At 32.8% G+C, this 18,558-nt stretch carries 19 protein-coding genes, 1 tRNA gene and 1 pseudogene; 15 read left to right on the top strand and 6 right to left on the bottom strand.

Translation table 11 applies throughout. The features are described from left to right. Positions 1-26 precede the first annotated feature (26 nt). Positions 27-611 (bottom strand): ACP phosphodiesterase, encoded by a 585-nt coding sequence (locus ACQY44_RS20930; RefSeq protein WP_428232215.1) that lies wholly within the window; start codon positions 609-611, stop codon positions 27-29. 297 nt (positions 612-908) lie between these two features. On the opposite strand from ACQY44_RS20930, the gene glmM reads away from it, so the two are divergent. After that, positions 909-2,297, top strand: coding sequence for a phosphoglucosamine mutase (glmM, locus tag ACQY44_RS20925; RefSeq protein ID WP_428232214.1), 1,389 nt, complete (start codon positions 909-911; stop codon positions 2,295-2,297). 64 nt (positions 2,298-2,361) lie between these two features. Here the strand turns inward: glmM and ACQY44_RS20920 are convergent, their stop codons facing one another. Beyond that, a complete protein-coding gene (locus ACQY44_RS20920) occupies positions 2,362-3,234 on the bottom strand; it encodes a lysophospholipid acyltransferase family protein (RefSeq protein WP_428232213.1) in 873 nt (290 codons plus the stop codon). Positions 3,235-3,346: 112 nt separating this feature from the next. Between ACQY44_RS20920 and ACQY44_RS20915 the strand changes: the two genes are divergently transcribed. The 4 genes from ACQY44_RS20915 to ACQY44_RS20900 all read left to right on the top strand — a co-directional run bounded on the left by ACQY44_RS20915 (position 3,347) and on the right by ACQY44_RS20900 (position 6,977). Then, the gene (locus ACQY44_RS20915) at positions 3,347-3,985 is read left to right on the top strand and encodes a rhomboid family intramembrane serine protease (RefSeq protein WP_428232212.1); all 639 of its coding nucleotides are present in this window, start codon (positions 3,347-3,349) and stop codon (positions 3,983-3,985) included. Between the two features lie 52 nt (positions 3,986-4,037). Continuing rightward, on the top strand, positions 4,038-4,727 hold the full coding sequence (locus ACQY44_RS20910) for an SIMPL domain-containing protein (protein ID WP_428232211.1): 690 nt from the start codon (positions 4,038-4,040) through the stop codon (positions 4,725-4,727). A gap of 419 nt (positions 4,728-5,146) precedes the next feature. Next, positions 5,147-6,577 carry an AcvB/VirJ family lysyl-phosphatidylglycerol hydrolase gene (locus tag ACQY44_RS20905; RefSeq protein ID WP_428232210.1) on the top strand — a complete coding sequence of 477 codons (1,431 nt, stop codon included), beginning with the start codon at positions 5,147-5,149 and terminating at the stop codon, positions 6,575-6,577. A gap of 319 nt (positions 6,578-6,896) precedes the next feature. Further along, positions 6,897-6,977 (top strand) — tRNA-Tyr (locus tag ACQY44_RS20900). Positions 6,978-7,518: 541 nt separating this feature from the next. Here the strand turns inward: ACQY44_RS20900 and ACQY44_RS20895 are convergent. The 4 genes and pseudogenes from ACQY44_RS20895 to ACQY44_RS20880 form a co-directional block, all read right to left on the bottom strand. Beyond that, a pseudogene (locus tag ACQY44_RS20895) lies at positions 7,519-7,905 on the bottom strand (peroxiredoxin family protein); the annotation flags it as partial. Between the two features lie 18 nt (positions 7,906-7,923). Next, complete coding sequence (locus tag ACQY44_RS20890) at positions 7,924-8,685, bottom strand: DUF4369 domain-containing protein (RefSeq protein WP_428232209.1); 762 nt, start codon at positions 8,683-8,685, stop codon at positions 7,924-7,926. 259 nt (positions 8,686-8,944) lie between these two features. Then, complete coding sequence (locus ACQY44_RS20885) at positions 8,945-9,385, bottom strand: KTSC domain-containing protein (RefSeq protein ID WP_041515768.1); 441 nt, start codon at positions 9,383-9,385, stop codon at positions 8,945-8,947. A 341-nt stretch (positions 9,386-9,726) separates the two neighbouring features. Beyond that, positions 9,727-9,978, bottom strand: coding sequence for a hypothetical protein (locus ACQY44_RS20880; RefSeq protein WP_428232208.1), 252 nt, complete (start codon positions 9,976-9,978; stop codon positions 9,727-9,729). 87 nt (positions 9,979-10,065) lie between these two features. Between ACQY44_RS20880 and ACQY44_RS20875 the strand changes: the two genes are divergently transcribed. From ACQY44_RS20875 to ACQY44_RS20830, 10 genes are all read left to right on the top strand, one after another. Further along, entirely contained in the window at positions 10,066-10,608 is a 543-nt protein-coding gene (locus ACQY44_RS20875) for a hypothetical protein (protein ID WP_428232207.1), read from the top strand. Continuing rightward, positions 10,608-10,757: a hypothetical protein gene (locus ACQY44_RS20870; protein WP_428232206.1), complete on the top strand. Its 150-nt coding sequence runs from the start codon at positions 10,608-10,610 to the stop codon at positions 10,755-10,757. The genes ACQY44_RS20875 and ACQY44_RS20870 overlap by 1 nt, the downstream gene beginning before the upstream one ends. Before the next feature lie 247 nt (positions 10,758-11,004). Further along, positions 11,005-11,235 (top strand): hypothetical protein, encoded by a 231-nt coding sequence (locus ACQY44_RS20865; protein WP_428232205.1) that lies wholly within the window; start codon positions 11,005-11,007, stop codon positions 11,233-11,235. After that, the gene (locus ACQY44_RS20860) at positions 11,225-11,602 is read left to right on the top strand and encodes a YchJ family protein (RefSeq protein WP_428232204.1); all 378 of its coding nucleotides are present in this window, start codon (positions 11,225-11,227) and stop codon (positions 11,600-11,602) included. The genes ACQY44_RS20865 and ACQY44_RS20860 overlap by 11 nt, the downstream gene beginning before the upstream one ends. 106 nt (positions 11,603-11,708) lie before the next feature. Further along, positions 11,709-12,827 (top strand): vWA domain-containing protein, encoded by a 1,119-nt coding sequence (locus ACQY44_RS20855; protein ID WP_230039497.1) that lies wholly within the window; start codon positions 11,709-11,711, stop codon positions 12,825-12,827. Positions 12,828-13,066: 239 nt separating this feature from the next. Next, positions 13,067-14,530 carry a magnesium chelatase gene (locus ACQY44_RS20850; RefSeq protein WP_428232203.1) on the top strand — a complete coding sequence of 488 codons (1,464 nt, stop codon included), beginning with the start codon at positions 13,067-13,069 and terminating at the stop codon, positions 14,528-14,530. A gap of 188 nt (positions 14,531-14,718) precedes the next feature. Next, the gene (locus ACQY44_RS20845) at positions 14,719-15,312 is read left to right on the top strand and encodes a 2OG-Fe(II) oxygenase (RefSeq protein ID WP_428232202.1); all 594 of its coding nucleotides are present in this window, start codon (positions 14,719-14,721) and stop codon (positions 15,310-15,312) included. Between the two features lie 257 nt (positions 15,313-15,569). Next, a complete protein-coding gene (locus tag ACQY44_RS20840; protein ID WP_428232201.1) occupies positions 15,570-16,007 on the top strand; it encodes a MarR family winged helix-turn-helix transcriptional regulator in 438 nt (145 codons plus the stop codon). Positions 16,008-16,012: 5 nt separating this feature from the next. After that, positions 16,013-17,332: a serine hydrolase domain-containing protein gene (locus ACQY44_RS20835; protein ID WP_428232200.1), complete on the top strand. Its 1,320-nt coding sequence runs from the start codon at positions 16,013-16,015 to the stop codon at positions 17,330-17,332. Positions 17,333-17,362: 30 nt separating this feature from the next. Beyond that, on the top strand, positions 17,363-18,217 hold the full coding sequence (locus ACQY44_RS20830; protein ID WP_428232199.1) for an EamA family transporter: 855 nt from the start codon (positions 17,363-17,365) through the stop codon (positions 18,215-18,217). The last annotated feature ends 341 nt before the right edge of the window (positions 18,218-18,558 follow it).

Raw genomic sequence — 18,558 nt, 5'->3', positions numbered from 1 at the left:
AATGTATATTGTGAAATCTTGTCGATTTATAAAGTGTGTAATTTATTTTTTGTATGTTGGTTGAGATCCTCAAAAAAGACTGTAAATTCTTGTTCAAATTCAGCATAAAATTCGACCAATTCTTTACTGGCAAACTGCATTTTTGAAAGGTTTTTTGACCTTCGATCCATTTGAGTCAGAATATAATGAATTCCTTCGACAGTTTGATAACTCGAAAGCCAGTTTTCCTGAATCATGGTAGGCATTATGCGCTGTGTTTTTTCGGTTAAAACAGGATAATTCTCGTGTAATGATTTGTAAAATCGATTAATGAAATCGTCTAGTTTTTCGTCTGAATATTTTGTCCAGTTTTTCGCTAGAAAATGATCGTAAACAATATCTACAATTACTCCGGCATAATGATGGTATTTTTCGTGTAAACGCTTCGTACTTTGTCTAAAAACATCATGCGAATCTGTGTATGTATCTATAGATCGATGTAAAATAATACCTTTTTGTACATCTTCAGGGAAATGTTCGAATTGTTTCCCGCGAATTCCGTCGGCCATAAAATTGCCGATTTTGATTAAATCATTATTTCCGGACAAATAAATGTGGGCTAGGAAATTCATTTTTTTGAGTTTAAGTTGCTCAGAAGCTGAGAATCTGAGCTTATTCTTGTAAATGTATAAAAACTTTTTTAAATCATTTTGTTATATTATTTTGCTTTTTGCACTCAATAACTCAGGATTATTTCAAAATCCTAGTGGCTCAGTCTCTTAACTGACATTTTTTTAAGATTTTTTAGGAATCTTAGAACTTTAGCCACTTAGCCCTTCAGCAACTTTTTTAGAAAATCTTAGCCACTTAGCAACTTAGTAACTCAGCAACTTTTCTATATTTGTAAATGATAACCATAACTCACAAAAATGACTTTAATAAAATCGATATCAGGAATACGAGGAACAATTGGTGGAAAAGTAGGAGATAACCTGACTCCTGTTGATGCCGTGAAATTTGCATCAGCGTACGGTACTTTTCTAAAAAACAATACTTCAAAAGAAAAACTAACAGTTGTTATTGGTCGTGATGCCAGAATTTCAGGACCAATGATTCATAATCTTGTTGTAAACACTTTAGTAGGTTTAGGAATTAATGTAATTGATCTTGGACTTTCTACAACGCCAACTGTAGAGGTTGCCGTTCCGTTAGAAAAAGCGGATGGTGGAATTATTTTAACAGCTTCTCATAATCCGAAACAATGGAATGCCTTAAAATTACTGAATGCAAAAGGGGAGTTTTTGAGCGGAGACGAAGGAGCAAAAATTTTAGAAATTGCTGAAGCAGAAGCTTTCGACTTCTCTGATGTGGATAGTTTAGGTGAAATAACGGTGAATGATGCTTATATGGATATCCATATCGACGAGGTCTTAAATTTACCTTTAGTAGATATTGAAGCTGTAAAAGCCGCAAAATTTAAAGTGGTAGTTGATGGTGTAAACTCGTCAGGAGGAATTATTATCCCAAGATTATTAGAACTAATGGGGGTCGAAGTAGTGAAATTATATTGTGAACCAAACGGACATTTTCCGCACAACCCGGAACCTTTAAAAGAACATTTAACGGATATTTCTGAATTGGTAGTAAAAGAAAAAGCAGATCTGGGTGTAGTAGTTGATCCGGATGTAGATCGTTTGGCTTTTATTTGCGAAGACGGAGAAATGTTTGGAGAAGAATATACTTTGGTAGCTTGCGCCGATTATGTTTTGAGTAAAACTCCCGGTAATACGGTTTCTAATATGTCGTCATCTCGTGCTTTGCGTGATGTAACAGTTGCTCATGGCGGAAAATATGAAGCCAGCGCTGTAGGTGAAGTGAATGTGGTGGAGTTGATGAAAAAAAATAATGCTATTATTGGTGGAGAAGGTAACGGTGGAATTATTTATCCTGAATCTCACTACGGACGTGATAGTTTGGTGGGAGTGGCCTTGTTCCTTACACATCTGGCAAACAAAAAAATATCAGTTTCAGCTTTGCGTGCTTCCTATCCTGAATATTACATGAGCAAAAATAAAATTGAATTAACGCCTCAAATTGATGTTGATGCAATTTTAGTTGCGATGACTGAAAAATACAAAAATGAAGATATCACAACAATTGATGGTGTGAAAATTGATTTTGCTACAGAATGGGTACATTTAAGAAAATCGAATACAGAACCAATCATTCGAATTTATACTGAAGCTCCATCTCAGCAACAAGCCGATGTTCTGGCACTTCGAATTATAGATGAAATAAAAGCAATTGCCGGAATTTAATTTTTAGCGATTCATCAAAAAAAAATACCTCTTTCATAATTATGAAAGAGGTATTTTTTTTAATTTATTCAACCCTATGTTTCCATCTTTTATGCGTCCATAAATAATATTCAGGAGCTTCGTAGATTTGTTTTTCTACTTCTCTTAAATATTTCTCTGTAATATCAAAATTTTTATAATCTTTTGGATTATCTGCAATAGGTACAAAAGTTGCTTCATAATAACCTCTTGCTACTTTTTTTACCTTTACAAAAATGACACTGAGATCGTATTTTTTGGCTAGCATTTCTGCACCGGTATGCACCGGAACTTCAATACCCATAAATTTCATCGAGTGAAAAATTCGATCCAGTTTGGGTGATTGATCACTTGCTAGTCCGTACATGCTCAATATTCCGTTACGTTGGTTTTGTGCCATAGTTGGAATCGCTTTTCTTGTTTCAACTAATTCAGTATCGTATTTAGAGCGTATTTTTCGAACTAGCTTGTCAAAATAGGGGTTTGCAACTCTTTTGTAAACGGCAATTCCTTTAAAATCAATTTTTGGGTTAATGGTCAAAAGCCATTCGTAACTTGCATAATGAGAAGCAACAAGAATAACGCTTTTGCTTTTTTTTGCATATTCATTTACAAGTTCGATATTGGTAACGCGAAATCTCTTGTCCATTTCTTCAGGTGAAATGCTCATTGTTTTAATGGTTTCCAGAAACATATCGCACATATGATGGTAAAACTTTCGTTCTATTTCTTTTAGTTCGATTTTACTTAGGTTGGGCAAAGTAAGCGCTAAGTTTTCGCGAACGACTTTTTTGCGGTAGCCTACGATTCTGTAAATAATAAAACAGACAAAATCTGATAATAAGTAAAATAATCGAAATGGGAGTATAGAGATAAGCCAGAGTAAAGGATAGGCTAATAAATAAACGAGAAATTGCATGTATATTTTTTTTACAAATATAAAGCAAAAATGAATAACCATTGATATTTTGCTTCGGCGCTAACATATGTTTAAGAATGACTATATTTACAATTCACATTAAATATTTTTTATGAATACCATTTTAATAGCGATTATAGTTGCCAATGCTGTGATCAGTTACAAAGGTTTTAATGATCTTGCTTTTTTTAGAAAATACGAATTTCACGTTGGGAGTATTCGTTCCGGAGAGCAAATCAGAATGCTGTCATCCGGATTTTTGCATGTAGATATCATGCATTTAGCTTTTAATATGCTTACATTATGGTTTTTTGCACCTGTAGTAATACAATGGTTGGGAACCTTTTCTTTTGTATTGATTTACTTTGGAAGTTTGATTTTTGGAAGCTTACTAACAATGCTCTTTCATAAAAACGATTATAGTTACCGTGCCGTTGGAGCTTCTGGAGCTGTAACAGGTGTTCTGTATTCGGCAATATTATTGCAACCTGATATGATGCTGGGAATCTTTTTTGTCATACCAATGCCGGCTTATCTATTCGGAATATTATATTTATTATATTCTATTTACGGAATGCGTGCCAAAAATGATAATATTGGACACACAGCGCATTTTGGAGGTGCTATAGGTGGATATTTGATTACTTTGATCAAAGAGCCTTCTTTAATTGCAGACCATAGTTTGATGGTTATCCTATTGGCTATTCCTATTTTGATCCTTTTTGTAATGGCAAAATTGGGGAAATTATAATATTGGCACAACTTTTGAAATTCGATCATCAATTAATTTAAATATAACAAAAATGAAGAAAGCAGTATTATTTTTAACAATCATGTTTATGACTATGTCTTACGCTCAAGAAACAAAACAAATTCCTCAGATCAATGTAAACGGGGAAGGAAAAGTAAAAGTAGCACCTGATCAGGTTTGTATTTCAGCTACTGTTGAAACAAAAGGGAATAATGCTAAAGACGTCAAAAAACAAAACGACGAGAAAATCGACGCAGTTTTAAAATTCATCAAAAAAATGAATGTTCCAACAGCAGATTTTAAAACAAAACAAGTGGCTCTTAATCCACAATACGATTATGACAAAAAGAAAACAAGTTATAACGCTACTCAAACGGTAGAAATTGTATTAAAAGATTTATCTAAATACGATGACTTAATGGACGGTTTGGTTCAGCAAGGAATTAACCGTATAGACAGAGTTTCTTTTGAAACTTCTAAATTAGTTCAACTTGAAACAGAGGCTCGTAAATTGGCTATAAAAGATGCCAAATTAAAAGCAGAGGACTATGTTTCGGTTTTAGGACAAAAAGTGGGTAAAGCGTATACTATTTCTGACAATACTCAGGTTTATCGTCCGCAACCTATGTATGCAGCTATGAAGTCTATGGCGATGGATTCAGCAGGAGCTTCAAACGAAACTTTAGCAATTGGTGAAATCGAAGTTACTGCAAATGTTAGCGTGAGTTTTGTTTTAGAATAACAAAATATAAATTTCAATTTTGAAATTCCAATCTCGATTGGTTTTCAAATGCATTAAAAAATAAAAAATCCAAATTCCATTTTAAGTGGGAATTTGGATTTTTTTTTGCCAGTATTTTTTAGCATTTAACAGTTTTGGTATTGATCCTTTATAGTGTTGAAATTACATACGATAAGATGGGATCGATAAGGTTTATTTGTTTGCTTTTGAGGAGAATAGCTTATTTTAAATTATAATTATTTAAAAATATTGTATATTTATATACGTTCAATTTTGATTTTTATTAACCTGATTATTCCCTTTGTAGTTTTATAAGTGGGAGTAGGAGAAGTTTATAAACAAGTTTCATTTATTTCAATATCAAATAATGTTTAATGAGAAAGCGTAGTTTACTATTTCGCAATGCTAAAAATAATGATATGAAGAAAATTATATTTATTCTATCCGTTTTTATTTTAAATACCAATGCTATTAAAGCTTCAACAGCAGATACCCTAAAAATCGGAGCATTTGGAAAAGTTACTATATACAAGCCCAAAACAGTTCCTACTGCAGTTGTTTTGTTTATTTCCGGTGATGGAGGATGGAACAGCGGTGTAATTGATATGGCCAAAAATATTGCTGATCAGGGAGCATTGGTTGCAGGTATTGATATTCAGCATTATTTTAAGGAAATTAAAAAAGAAAAATCAAAATGTTATTATCCTGCCGGAGATTTTGAAGAACTGAGTCTGATGCTGCAAAAAAAATTAAAAATGAAAGAATATTTAAAACCAATACTGGTGGGCTATTCTTCAGGAGCGACTCTGGTATATGGTATGTTGGCTCAGGCTCCTGCTAATACTTTTAGCGGTGCTATTGCTTTAGGTTTTTGCCCTGATATAGAAACGGACAGAACATTATGTGAGGGATCAGGATTAACTTCTCATGTTTTAAAAGCAGGAAAGGCTTTTTATTTGGAAAAAACAGAAAAATTAACTGCGCCCTTTATTGTACTTCAGGGAACTACAGATCAGGTTTGTAATTATGCTGACACAAAAGAATATATGGAAGGTATGAACCAGGGAAAATTAATTACATTAATAAAAGTGGGTCATGGTTTCTCGGTTACAAAAAACTGGCTGCCGCAATTTATAGATGCTTATAAAGAAATTTTAAGTACACCAAATTACGCGAAACAAAAATTAGAACAAAATCCTTTACTTAAGGAACAACATCTTACTCCATTGCCTTTTGAAATGCCTTTAACATTAATTCCAACAAAAACTAAAGATGATGCTTTGCCCATTGCATTTTTGATTTCCGGTGATGGTGGGTGGACAAGTTTTGACCAGTCTGTTGGTGAAGCACTGGCTGAGAAAGGACTTGCTGTAGTGGGACTGGATGCTCAGAAGTATTTTTGGACTGCAAAAACTCCTTTAGAAACTTCTAATGCCGTCTCTAAAGCTGTTGAACATTATCTACAGCAATGGGGTAAAAAAACATTTGTACTTGTAGGTTATTCATTTGGAGCTTCTGTTGTTCCATTTACAGCAGCTAATTTATCTGATGCATTAAAAGAAAAAATAAAAGGCGTTTATGCTTTATCTCCCGATGTCAAAGCCGATTTTGAAATTCATATTGCGGATATGCTTAGTTTAGAAAGCTCAAATGATAATTATGATGTTATCTCTGAAATGAAAAAAATTAAAGCATATAATCCGGTTTGTTTTTTTGGCAGTGAAGAAGATGTGGAAATTCGTAAACGTTTTTCAGAATCGGATATTAAAACCATTGAGTTACCCGGTTCGCATCATTATAATAATGATTACAATAAAATAGCCGAATTTATCTTAAAAGAAATTAAATAGGAAGTTTTATTGATGATGGTATTGTTTAGTATTTATTACGACCTTTTATTTTTGATGTATAAGGAAAATCTCTGCTAGAAGGCCTAAAGAGATCTAAAATAAAAATAAAAACCATAAATATATCAAAGGAATAATCTTACTTTTTAAAATAAATAAAAAAATATTCCTATCGGAGCTCTTTTTATTTTATTCAATTTCAATGAATTAAAAAATAACTTTAAAATAACTTAAAATTAAGTGCGATTTTAGTTTGTAAACATTAAAAACGTTCCTATATTTGCAACCGCTTAGCAAAACAAAGCGCATCAATACAAGCTTCGGGGAGATACTCAAGCGGCCAACGAGGGCAGACTGTAAATCTGCTGTGTGAACTTCGCAGGTTCGAATCCTGCTCTCCCCACGAAAAAGTCCTAATGAAAATTAGGACTTTTTTTATGTTCAAAAATTTAGATAAATTCCTTATTTATTTAAAAAATCTAAATTCCCAATATTGGGGAAGAAAATTAATTTGAGTTCCTGCGATATTGATAGAGATGATATGCTTTAGTGTCAATTGAAATCTTTAGCAATATTTATAATGGTAGCGCTTTTGATGGCAATTTGCGTCGAGTTATTAGACTTAAATATATTTCTATTTTCACCTAACACCATTTCAGTTATCGATAAAGAGAAAGGTTTCTTTTAGAACTTTGATTAATATTTGTGTCCATATAAATGAATCTTTTGAAAAGGCTTTTTTTAGCTTGCTGTTGCTTAATTTAAAGAAATGCAAATTAAGATTATGAATGTTTTAAATTAACCCTTTAAAGAGGTATTTAAGCGTCTTTTTGTATAAAGCTAAGATTACGCTTGATCTCTGAATTATTTTCAATTTAATGCTGCTATAATAAAAACAAAAAAAATCTCCACCAAGGGAGATTTTTTTATTCTTAATATTGCTATTATTTAGCTAAAAGCTCTAAAATTTTCGCTTTCAATTCAGGGCCTCTTAAGTCCTGTGCAACCACTTTTCCTGATGCATCAAGTATAAAAGTTGCAGGAATAGATTCTACTCCGTATTGTTTTGCAATAGGCTCTTCCCAGAATTTTAGGTTAGAAACCTGAGTCCATGTTAAGCCATCTTTTGCGATAGCTTCAGTCCATTTGCTTTTTTCTTTATCTAAAGAAACACCAATAATATTCAATCCTTTTGCGTGTAGTTCTTTATAGATGGCTACAACATTAGGATTTTCCTTTCTACATGGTCCGCACCATGAGGCCCAAAAATCAACAATAGTTACTTTGCCTAAGCTTTCTTTAAGCGAAACTACTTTTCCTTCCGGGTTAGGAGCTGAAAAATCTGCTCTTCAGTTAGGGCTACCAACAGGAGGAGCTGATGCACCAACTGCAGGCATTTTTGCTTGACCTAGTTTTGTTTTGATTTCTTTTCCAGGAGTAGTGTTTTTTACAGACTCATCTAAAGCATTGTATAAGCTTTCTGTCTTTTTAATATCAGCACTTGGATCAGAGATCATACTTTGAATAATCAAAGCAGAAATGAACGCTTTTGGGTGAGTTTCAGCGTAAGCTAAATATTTCTTTTTAGAGTTCTCTTGTACTTCTGTTTGTAACGTCATGTATTGTTTCATCAAACCATTGATAGTTGCTGTATCCTGAGCTTGTTGAGCTTGTTGCATTTTTTGAGTATTCTTTTTCTGAAAATCAACTAAGCTTTTTTGAGTTTTAGTTAAATCCTCGTTGAATTTTACATACTCATCATTGTTGTAAGTTCCGGAAACTTTAGATTTATGAATACTGTCTTTATCAATTGCAACAGTAATTTCTCCTGTTTCTAAGATAAAAGGAACTGGTCCGTTAGCACCTTGAACGATTAATGTATGAAAAGCTGGTTCAGTTACTTTTCCTTTGATTTCAAATTTTCCGTTTTCAACTTTTACTGTATCAAGAGCAACTGCCATTTTAGTAGTTGGATCAAGACCTTGAAGAATGATTGTTTTTCCATTTTCAATTCCTGTTGCAGTTCCGGTAATTAGGTATTCTCCGTCTTTAACTTTGCTGCATGAAATAATCGCTACAGAAGCGGTTAGTAAAAAAAGTATTTTTTTCATTATAAAAAATTAATTAGTTAATTGATTTGTGCAACAAAAGTATCTAAAATTATAAAACATACAGAATTTTGTAACCTAAAATTTTGTTATAGTTTTTTTAGGTGTAATTCGCATCTAATCAGTGTGTTTGTTGGCTTAATTTGATTTAAAACTCTTAATTAGATTATTATTATGAATTTAAATAGATAAAATTTTATTTTTTTTGCATAAAAAAAGCACTCTTTTAAGGGAGTGCTTTTGTAAATATTTAAGTATAAAACTATTCTTGATTCGTTTTCTTTCTCCATGTGAAAGAATTCAAAATGTGTCTTTTTGCGAATCTTCCAGGAGAATCAGCATTTACCATTTTTACGTAAGTTGCTTTAGGAACACTGATGTATTCGTAAACACTTCCGTTAGAAAAATCGATGATCAAACGACCTTCAACAAATTTATAATCAGTAATCGATGAAGTTGCGATAGTCTCTGTGTATTCAGGTAAGTTTGCTTTAATCGTCTCAGGGTTAATACTTACCAAAAAGTGATAAGCCTCAATGATAGCTTTACTTTTTTCTTCAGCTTCTTTCAAACCTGCATCATCACCTTGAAATTTATCAGGATGAGATTCTTTCATCGCATTACGATAGATTGTTTTTAAATCTTTTAACTCTGCAGTTTTGTCTACGTTTAGTAACTTGCGGTATTCAACTATTTTTTTCATAAATAAGGTAACTACTTGTCTATTAGTTTGAAATTGAAATTAATTGTTCAAAAAGACAAATTTTTTGCAAAGGTACACTTTTTTTTAACTTTTTGGTTTTGAAGCAAAAAATATTCACTACTAAAAAAGTTAAAAGTTAGAAGTTAGTTGTAAAATGTGAAATTAAATACAGATAAATTTACCACAAAGCACACAATTTTTTTAATTAGGAGGTTTATAAAAACACAAAGTTCGGAAAGCTTTGTATTGAACAACCTTTGCGAACTTTGCGAAAAATCTCGGCGACCTTTACAGTTAAACCTTCATTTTGAACCTGAAACAAAGAAAATCTGAAACATTTTCTATTTATCCTCAGGTTTCTGATTCGCTTTATGAAAGTTTTTGGACTTCTTAGGATATTTATCGTAACTAATATCACTTGGATTTTCGATTACTGATTTAATAGTAATCAAATCACCTACAGCGTGATTGGCATGTGCAAGCTTATAATCTAAAAGATATTCACCACAAAAATAATTGTTGTTTTCATCTTTCTCCATGATGCCTGTATAAACTCCTTTTTGCAACATTTTTTCCTGTGAATCTTTAGACATGACTTTTTTATTTTAAAATTAAAGGTACAAAGTTAATCAATTTATGTTTGTTTTAGGGAGTTCTTGACAATCTCAGTATATTTGCACATGCAAAAAAACTTTAAGCCACATCCTAATTCGTTCAAAAATACATTTTGTGTTTTCCATGAAGTACTTTCAAATGAAATAGAAGGTTTAAAGAAGCAGTTTGAAAGCAAAGCAGGAAGTACCTATTATTATACCGAAGCCGGAATGTATCGCGTTTCGAATCATTGGGGAAGATTAGCCAACAGTAAGTGGCGTTTAGTGGCTATGGAGCCGGAAACCGAATCGAAAACAAAAATAGGTTTTGCTAACTGGAACGAGTTTTATCCTGATAATGCCGAAGAAAAGTTATATTATATTGAAGCTGATTTTGATAAAAATAATGTAACGTATCAGCATAAAAAGAATCCAAAATATGATGGGAAACCTATTTTGAGAACCAGTTTCGAAACCACAAAACGAATCAAACAGATTAGAAATCTGCAGCAATTAACGTCATGGGCAAAGCATTTTGATTATGATGATATCGATGATTTACGAAAACAAATTATCAACGAATTAATTTACACCGAGAAAACTTTAGAAGAAATTAAAAGAGAAATATAATGGGACGCAACAACGAAAGGAATATCAAAAAGCACAATGACAAATTGCACAAAGCCCAAAACAAAGTAAAACAGGCTGAAATTGCACGTAAAGAAAAGCTAAAAGAAATTATTAAGAAGTTTAACGAAGATAAAAAACAAGAAGAATAAAAGTTTCAAGTTTTTTTAGTTTCAGGTTTGTGTGTAGCATAACCTGAAACTTGAAAATTTTACCGTAAAGTACGCTAAGAATGTGTTATTGATTATATTGAGACTGCAAAGTTCGCAAAGCTTTGTAACGATTTAGCTTTGCGAACTTTGTGTTTTATAAAACCTTAGATATTTACAAACCTTTGCGCACTTTGCGGTAAATTCTCATTTCAACCTGAAACCTGAAATAAAAATAACAAAACTATATATGAGTAAATTCGAAGATTTAAAAGTAAGCGTACAGGAAATTATTGATTTAATTGCTGCAAAAAATAATAGAGAGGCTAATAACAAATTGCTTGAAGTAAACGAAACTTTAGACGAAATGCTGGATCATGCAGAAGAAGATGAAGATTTAAGAGAAATCAGCAGATATCAGGTTTTATTGAACCAATTGCATGTTAAGATAAACGGCGAGGAGCAGGTTGATGGAGAATAAATGCTTTTGCGATACCGGTTTATTATTTAAAGATTGTTGCGAATTGTATCTTGAAAACAATCTAAAAGCACCAACAGCTTTGGCTTTAATGCGTTCAAGATATTCGGCTTATGCGAGTCATAATGTTGATTATCTTTTAGAGACTACTTATATTTCAGAGCGAAAATATTATTCTAAAGTTGATATTTTAAAATGGGCAACAAGCAATAAATGGCAAAAACTGGAGATTATAAGTTTTACTGAAAACACAGTAGAATTTAAAGCGTATTTTCTCGATTCTAACAATGAGCCTCAGGTACATTACGAATTCTCGACTTTTAAATTCGAAAATAGTGCCTGGTATTATGTTGATGGAAAGTTTGAATAATTAGTAGACTTCTTGCCAATTTTGACTCGTTTTATTCAAATACTTTAACTAAAAATTAATAAACGTTTCTTTTTTCATAATTCTAAAATAGCGTAATTTTAGAATTATGAAAAACGAATTTAAAAAAGGTTTTTATTTTAAGACGTACGAAGCCCCATTTCAGTCTCCGTTTGAAAAACTTTTTGGCATTTTCAAAGAGCTAATCACCCATACTTCGGGCGATTTTGATGAAGCTATAGACTGGCTTCGGGAGTTGGATAAAGAATATAAACTGACAGACGAAAACTACACAATCGATGATTTTATCGAAGATCTAAAAAAGAAAGGTTACATAAAAGACGAGGTTAAAGAGGATGGAACAGGCGGTTTTGGAATCACTGCTAAAACAGAACGTGCCATTCGGCAACAAGCCTTAGATCAGATTTTCGGAAATTTGAAACGTTCCGGAACAGGAAATCACAAGACCAAACATGCAGGAAATGGTGATGAACATACCGGAGAATTCCGTGAATTTAATTTTGGGGATGGTTTAGAGCGTATCTCGCTGACAGAAAGTTTACGAAATGCCCAAATCAATAATGGTGTGGAAAGTTTCATGCTAACCGAAAATGATTTGGTGGTAGAAGAAACCCAGTACAAAGCCCAAATGAGTACCGTTTTGATGATCGACATCAGTCACAGTATGATTTTGTATGGCGAAGACAGAATTACGCCGGCTAAAAAAGTGGCCATGGCTCTGGCTGAATTAATTACCACAAGATATCCAAAAGATACCCTTGATATTTTAGTTTTTGGAAACGATGCCTGGACAATCCCTATTAAGGATTTACCGTATTTACAAGTGGGTCCCTATCACACCAATACCGTTGCAGGGTTGCAATTGGCAATGGATATTTTGCGCAGAAAACGAAATACCAACAAACAAATCTTCATGATTACGGACGGGAAACCAAGTTGCGTGCGCGAGCGTGATGGTTCTTATTATATGAACAGCAACGGACTTGACGAGTATATTGTAGACAAATGTTACACACAGGCACAACAAGCCAGAAAATTACATATCCCAATTACAACATTTATGATTGCAAACGATCCGTATTTGCAGCGTTTTGTCAATCATTTTACCGAAGCCAATCAGGGAAAAGCATTTTATACCGGACTAAAAGGTCTGGGCGAAATGATTTTTGAAGATTATGAAACGAATAGGAAGAAGAGAGTTAGATAGTTTTCAGTCTCAATTTTTAGTTGTCGCGCTGAGCGGAGTCGAAACTCTTTTTGTTAAGGTTCAAAGGTTCAGAGTAACAAAGGTTCACAGATTTCTAATTGTCGCGCTGAGCGGAGTCGAAGCGCTTTTTATGCATAAAGAATATCGTAGAGGCGCACAACAAATGCGTCTTTGCAAAGTAATGACACAATTTTTGTCACTTACAAAACATTAATAACAAAATACATATTTCAATAAAAATGGAAATAAAAAATATAAAAACACTAGGACAATTAAAAGCCGCAGGATATAAAAGTATAAGTATCAAAGACGAATTGCGAAATAATCTACGCGAGAAAATCAAATCCGGAAAACCGGTTTTTGAAGGTGTTCATGGTTTCGAAAATACCGTAATTCCCGAATTAGAACGCGCGATTTTATCACGTCATAATATCAATTTATTAGGACTTCGTGGTCAGGCGAAAACACGTTTGGCGCGTAAAATGGTCGAATTGCTGGACGAATATATTCCGTTTGTCGCGGGTTCTGAAATCAATGATGATCCATTAAATCCGATATCTCGTTTTGCCAAAGATCTAATCGATGAAAAAGGAGATGAAACGCCAATTTCATGGTTGCATAGAAGCGAACGTTTTTCTGAAAAACTCGCAACACCGGATGTTACCGTTGCTGATTTAATTGGTGATGTAGATCCGATAAAAGCAGCAAATCTTAAATTATCATATGCCGACGATCGGGTAATTCACTTTGGAATGATTCCAAGAGCGAACCGTTGTATTTTTGTCATCAACGAATTGCCGGATTTACAGGCGAGAATTCAAGTAGCATTATTTAATATTTTGCAGGAAGGCGATATTCAGATTAGAGGTTTTAAATTGAGAATGCCACTTGATATGCAATTTATATTTACAGCCAATCCAGAAGATTATACCAATCGTGGAAGTATTGTAACACCATTAAAAGATAGAATTGGTTCTCAGATTTTGACGCATTATCCGGAAAGTGTTGCCATTGCCAGAACCATTACAGAGCAAGAAGCGAAGTTAGATGAAACGCAACACAGATTAGTTTATGTACCGGGTCTGGCCAAAGATATTTTAGAGCAAATCAGTTTTGAAGCTCGTGATAGCGAATACATAGACAACAAAAGTGGGGTAAGTGCACGAATGAGTATCACCGCTTTCGAAAATTTAATGAGTACTGCAGAACGTCGTGCTTTAAAAGCCGGGGTTGATAAAACAACTTTACGTTTGTCTGATTTCATTGGAATCATTCCTGCGATTACCGGAAAAGTCGAATTAGTTTACGAAGGGGAGCAAGAGGGAGCTGCTGCGGTGGCACAGAATTTAATTGGATCGGCGATTCGAACTTTATTTCCAACGCTTTTGCCTAAGATCGAGAAATTAGAAAAACCCGGCGAAAAAACACCATATTCAGATTTAATAGAATGGTTTTTTGCCGAAAGCGGTTTCGAATTATTAGATGATGCATCGGATAAAGAATATCAGGCAATTTTAGATGAAGTGACGCCTTTAGATACTTTACTGAAGAAATATCAGCCACAATTAGATAAAAAAGACCAATATTTCTTCAAGGAATTTATTTTGTGGGGATTGGTAGAATATAAAAAATTAAGCAAAGACCGTTTTGCACAAGGGCATCAGTTTAAGGATATGTACGGAAGTTATATTAGTAAATTGTAAAGCAACATTTTTATTAGTCAAACCCGACAGGTTTAAAAACCTGTCGGGTTTACTTTTTCAGGAATAGTAGCAATTATAATAAGAACATCAAACCTAACAGGTTTTTATTTATTCAAAAACAGAACCTTTCCATTTTTATTTCCTCTACCTTGCTACGTTGCTGCATTTGCAGTTTTCCCAAAACAAAAATGGAAAATGGTTTCGAAGATCTGATTGCAAGTTATATTGAAAACAAAGTTGGAATATCAGAGCGTTTTTTAAGTCCGGAGTTAGCGAATCATTTAAAGCAAAATCTACTGGATCTCAATCAGAAAAGTTTATTACTGACAGCCGGAATCGGGAATTCAGAGAAACCATCTTATGATGGAGCTATTCGTAGTGATTCTATATACTGGCTGGATAAAAAACATGACAATGCCTTCGAAAATGAGTTCTTTGCTCAAATTGATGCTTTTATTATTTATCTCAACGAAAGTTGTTATGCCGGAATTACAGGTTATGAATTTCATTATTCTTTATACGAAACAGGCGATTTTTATTTGAAACATTTAGATCAGTTTAAAAACAATCCGAGTCGTAAATACTCTATGATCAGTTATCTTAATAGCAATTGGCAGGAAAGTGACGGGGGAGAATTGATGATTCATCAGGAAAACAACAATCAAAAAATTTCGCCTACTCAGGGTAAAACAGTTTTTTTTAAAAGTAATGAACTAGTTCATGAGGTTTTGGTTACCCAAAATACAAGAATGAGTATTACTGGCTGGCTTAAAAGTGATTAGTTTTTAGAAAATAGAAAATAGAAAATAGAAAATAGAAAATAGAAAATGAGAGTTTTAACTGCAAAGTTCGCTAAGTTTTGTTTTGAACCAACTTTGCGAACCTTGTGCTTTCTTAACGTAATATTAGGTAAAAATCTTATCGAGCTTTGCGGTTCAAACTCTCATTTTAATATATAGCATTTTCTTTTTTTTTACAAAATCGATATTTATTTGAATTTATATTGATATATCAATTATATTTGCATCAAACAAAAAAGATGAAGCTTGAAAATCCAACCGGAACTGCCCTTTATTCGATAGAAAAGGCAATCAAAGAATATCGAAAACTGGCGCAGAAAAATATTACCAAGGTGGTAAAAGACATTACGGTAGATCAGTGCCTGATATTGATTATACTGAATGATAATAAAAATATTTCTCAAAACGAATTGGCAAATCTTGTTTTCAAAGACAATGCTTCGATAACAAGAATGATAGAATTGATGGTGAAGAAAGAATATTTGACCCGAACGATTCATAGCGAAGACAGAAGAAAATTTAATCTTGAAATCACTGATAAAGCCGTAAAAACGCTTGAATTGATAGCACCGGTTATTGAAGATAACAGACAAACAGCACTTCACGGTTTATCGCTGGAAGAGATAGCATTGCTGGATAGAACACTTAATACAATAATCATTAATTGCAAAAAATAGTTGATATGAAATCCCGATTAATTCTAATTGTATTGTTGGTATGTACCATTGGATATGCACAAAAGGAACTCAGTAATAAGCTAGAGAAATATATGGATGCGCAATATGCCATTAATGATTTTAGTGGTACAGTCCTGGTTTCTAAAAATGATTCCATACTATTGAAAAAAGCCTATGGTTTTGCTGATTACGAATGGAAAGTAAAAAATACGATAGATTCAAAATTTAGTTTAGCCTCGGTTTCAAAGCAATTTACGGCGGTTGCCATTTTGCAATTGGCAGAAAGTAAAAAACTTTCACTGGATGACCCTTTAAATAAATATTTCAATGATTTTCCTAAAGGAGATAAAATAACTCTAAAGATGATGTTAAGCCATAATTCAGGTTTACAAATGGATTATGATGAGTTGTATCTGTCTAAAACGGATCTTACTAAAGATTCTGTTTACACGTATCTGGCAAAAAAAACTTTGTTGTTTGAGCCGGGAACCAGCACCTCTTACAGTAATATTGGTTATTATTTATTAGCGCAAATTGTAGAAAAAGTATCCGGAAAATCGTATTCAGCATATTTAAAGGAAAATTTATTCAATAAAGCAAAAATGTACAATTCAGGAGTTTCAACTAATGATATAATAGTCGATAAAATGACTCAATTGTATTATTTCAACGATAATAAATTAGTGAAAAATCCGTACATCAACTGGAATTTTAATTTGGGACATGACGGTGTTTATTCGACTGTTGAAGATTTGAATTTATGGAATAAAGTGCTTTTTGATAGCCAGACCTTATTATCTGAAGAATCAAAAAAGAAAATGTTTACTTCGTATAATGATCAAAATTATGGTTATGGAGTTGTAATTAATCCTTTCTACAATCAAAATCATCAATTAATTGCTCACGATGGAGGCTTCTTTGGCGCAATGACTTCTTTTAATAAATTTACAGAGGATAAGGTTTTTATAACTATTTTGTCTAATAATCAATCGAAGTCGTATTATATGGCCTACGGACTTGCAGGAATATGTTTTGGGAAAGAAGTAGATTTGCCGTACCAGCACATTCAGATCACAATAGATACCAAAGTTTATGATGAGTATACAGGTGATTATGAAGGCATCAAAATTTTACAGAAAGACAACAAACTTTATTATCTTGATTACAATATAGAATTGCTGCCGGAATCTACAACCAAATTTTTCCGTTCAGACAATAACAATACGACACTTGAATTTGTTAAAAATAAAAAAGGAAAAATTACGCAGTTAGAAATAAAAAAGGCCGGAATAAAAGAAATAAAAAAGAAAACCAAAGGAGTTTAAACACTATTTTTGTGCTCTAAATTTAATCCTATGTTGTTTCTTGTTTTAAGTATTCTTTGTAGTGTAATAGTTGGTGTAATTTTCAAAATCACCCGAAAATACAATAGCAATCCAATTCAGATTATAGCCCTTAATTATTTGACAGCTTTAGCGCTTTGTTACTTTACTTTTAGTCCAAATCTGGCCGAAATTAATGCAAACGCGCCCTGGAATATTTACATTGCCATAGGAGTTTTATTACCTTTTATTTTGTTGGTTTTAGTAGCTTCAATAAAGCATATGGGGATCGTAAAAACAGATGCAGCCCAACGTCTATCATTATTTATCCCAATATTGGCCGCTTGGCTGATTTTTAAAGAAGAGTTTAATTCTTATAAGGTGGTAGGACTGGTTGTTGGTTTTCTGGCTCTTTTATTTATCTTGAGAAAACAATCTGAAAATACACAAAACAAATGGTTTTTGCCCGCAGCTGTTTTAATTGGTTTTGGAGTAATTGACATTCTTTTTAAGCAGGTGGCACTTTATACAACATTACCTTATCCTACTTCTCTGTTCGTTGTTTTTTGCATTGCTTTAGCTGTTGCAATTTTAATTTCTATCTATGAAATGAGAACTAAAAAGACAACGTTAGCACCTAAAAATATCCTTTTTGGCGCTTTAGTCGGAATCTTTAATTTTGGTAATATTCTATTTTATTTAAAAGCGCATAAGGCTTTCGCCGAAAATCCATCGACAGTTTTTGCGGGAATGAATATGGGAGTTATCATTTTAGGAAGTCTTGTTGGTTTGCTTTTTTTTAAAGAAAAATTATCTAAAATTAATTTTGTTGGAATCTTTTTAGCTTTAGTATCTATTGTTTTGATCGTTATTTCACAATTTAAATAATTTTTTTCAAGCCTTAAAACCTTAATTTACAGGTGTTTTTGTAGTATGTTTTTATGCTCTTGAAAATAAACTCGACTAATTCTATAGAATATAAGAAATATATTTATAGATTTGCAGTAACAATGAAAAACTTTAGTCTATATATCATCCTGTTCATGTGCAGCTTCACGATGTGTTGCATGTCGAACTATGTGATGAAATGGCGTTAATAGAGAAATACTTGTTAGTTATTTTTTTTTTTAGCCTTTCATGCACCATGAAAGGCTTTTTTTAGAATTATTAAAAAATGAATACAATGAGATCAAATAGAAATAAAAACATTATGATGCCATGCTGTCTGA

The organism is Flavobacterium sp. (genome assembly GCF_965277525.1).
Classification (GTDB): Bacteria; Bacteroidota; Bacteroidia; order Flavobacteriales; family Flavobacteriaceae; genus Flavobacterium.
The sequence above is the reverse complement of the archived record's forward strand: the minus strand, read 5'-3'. Positions and strand labels throughout refer to the sequence as shown.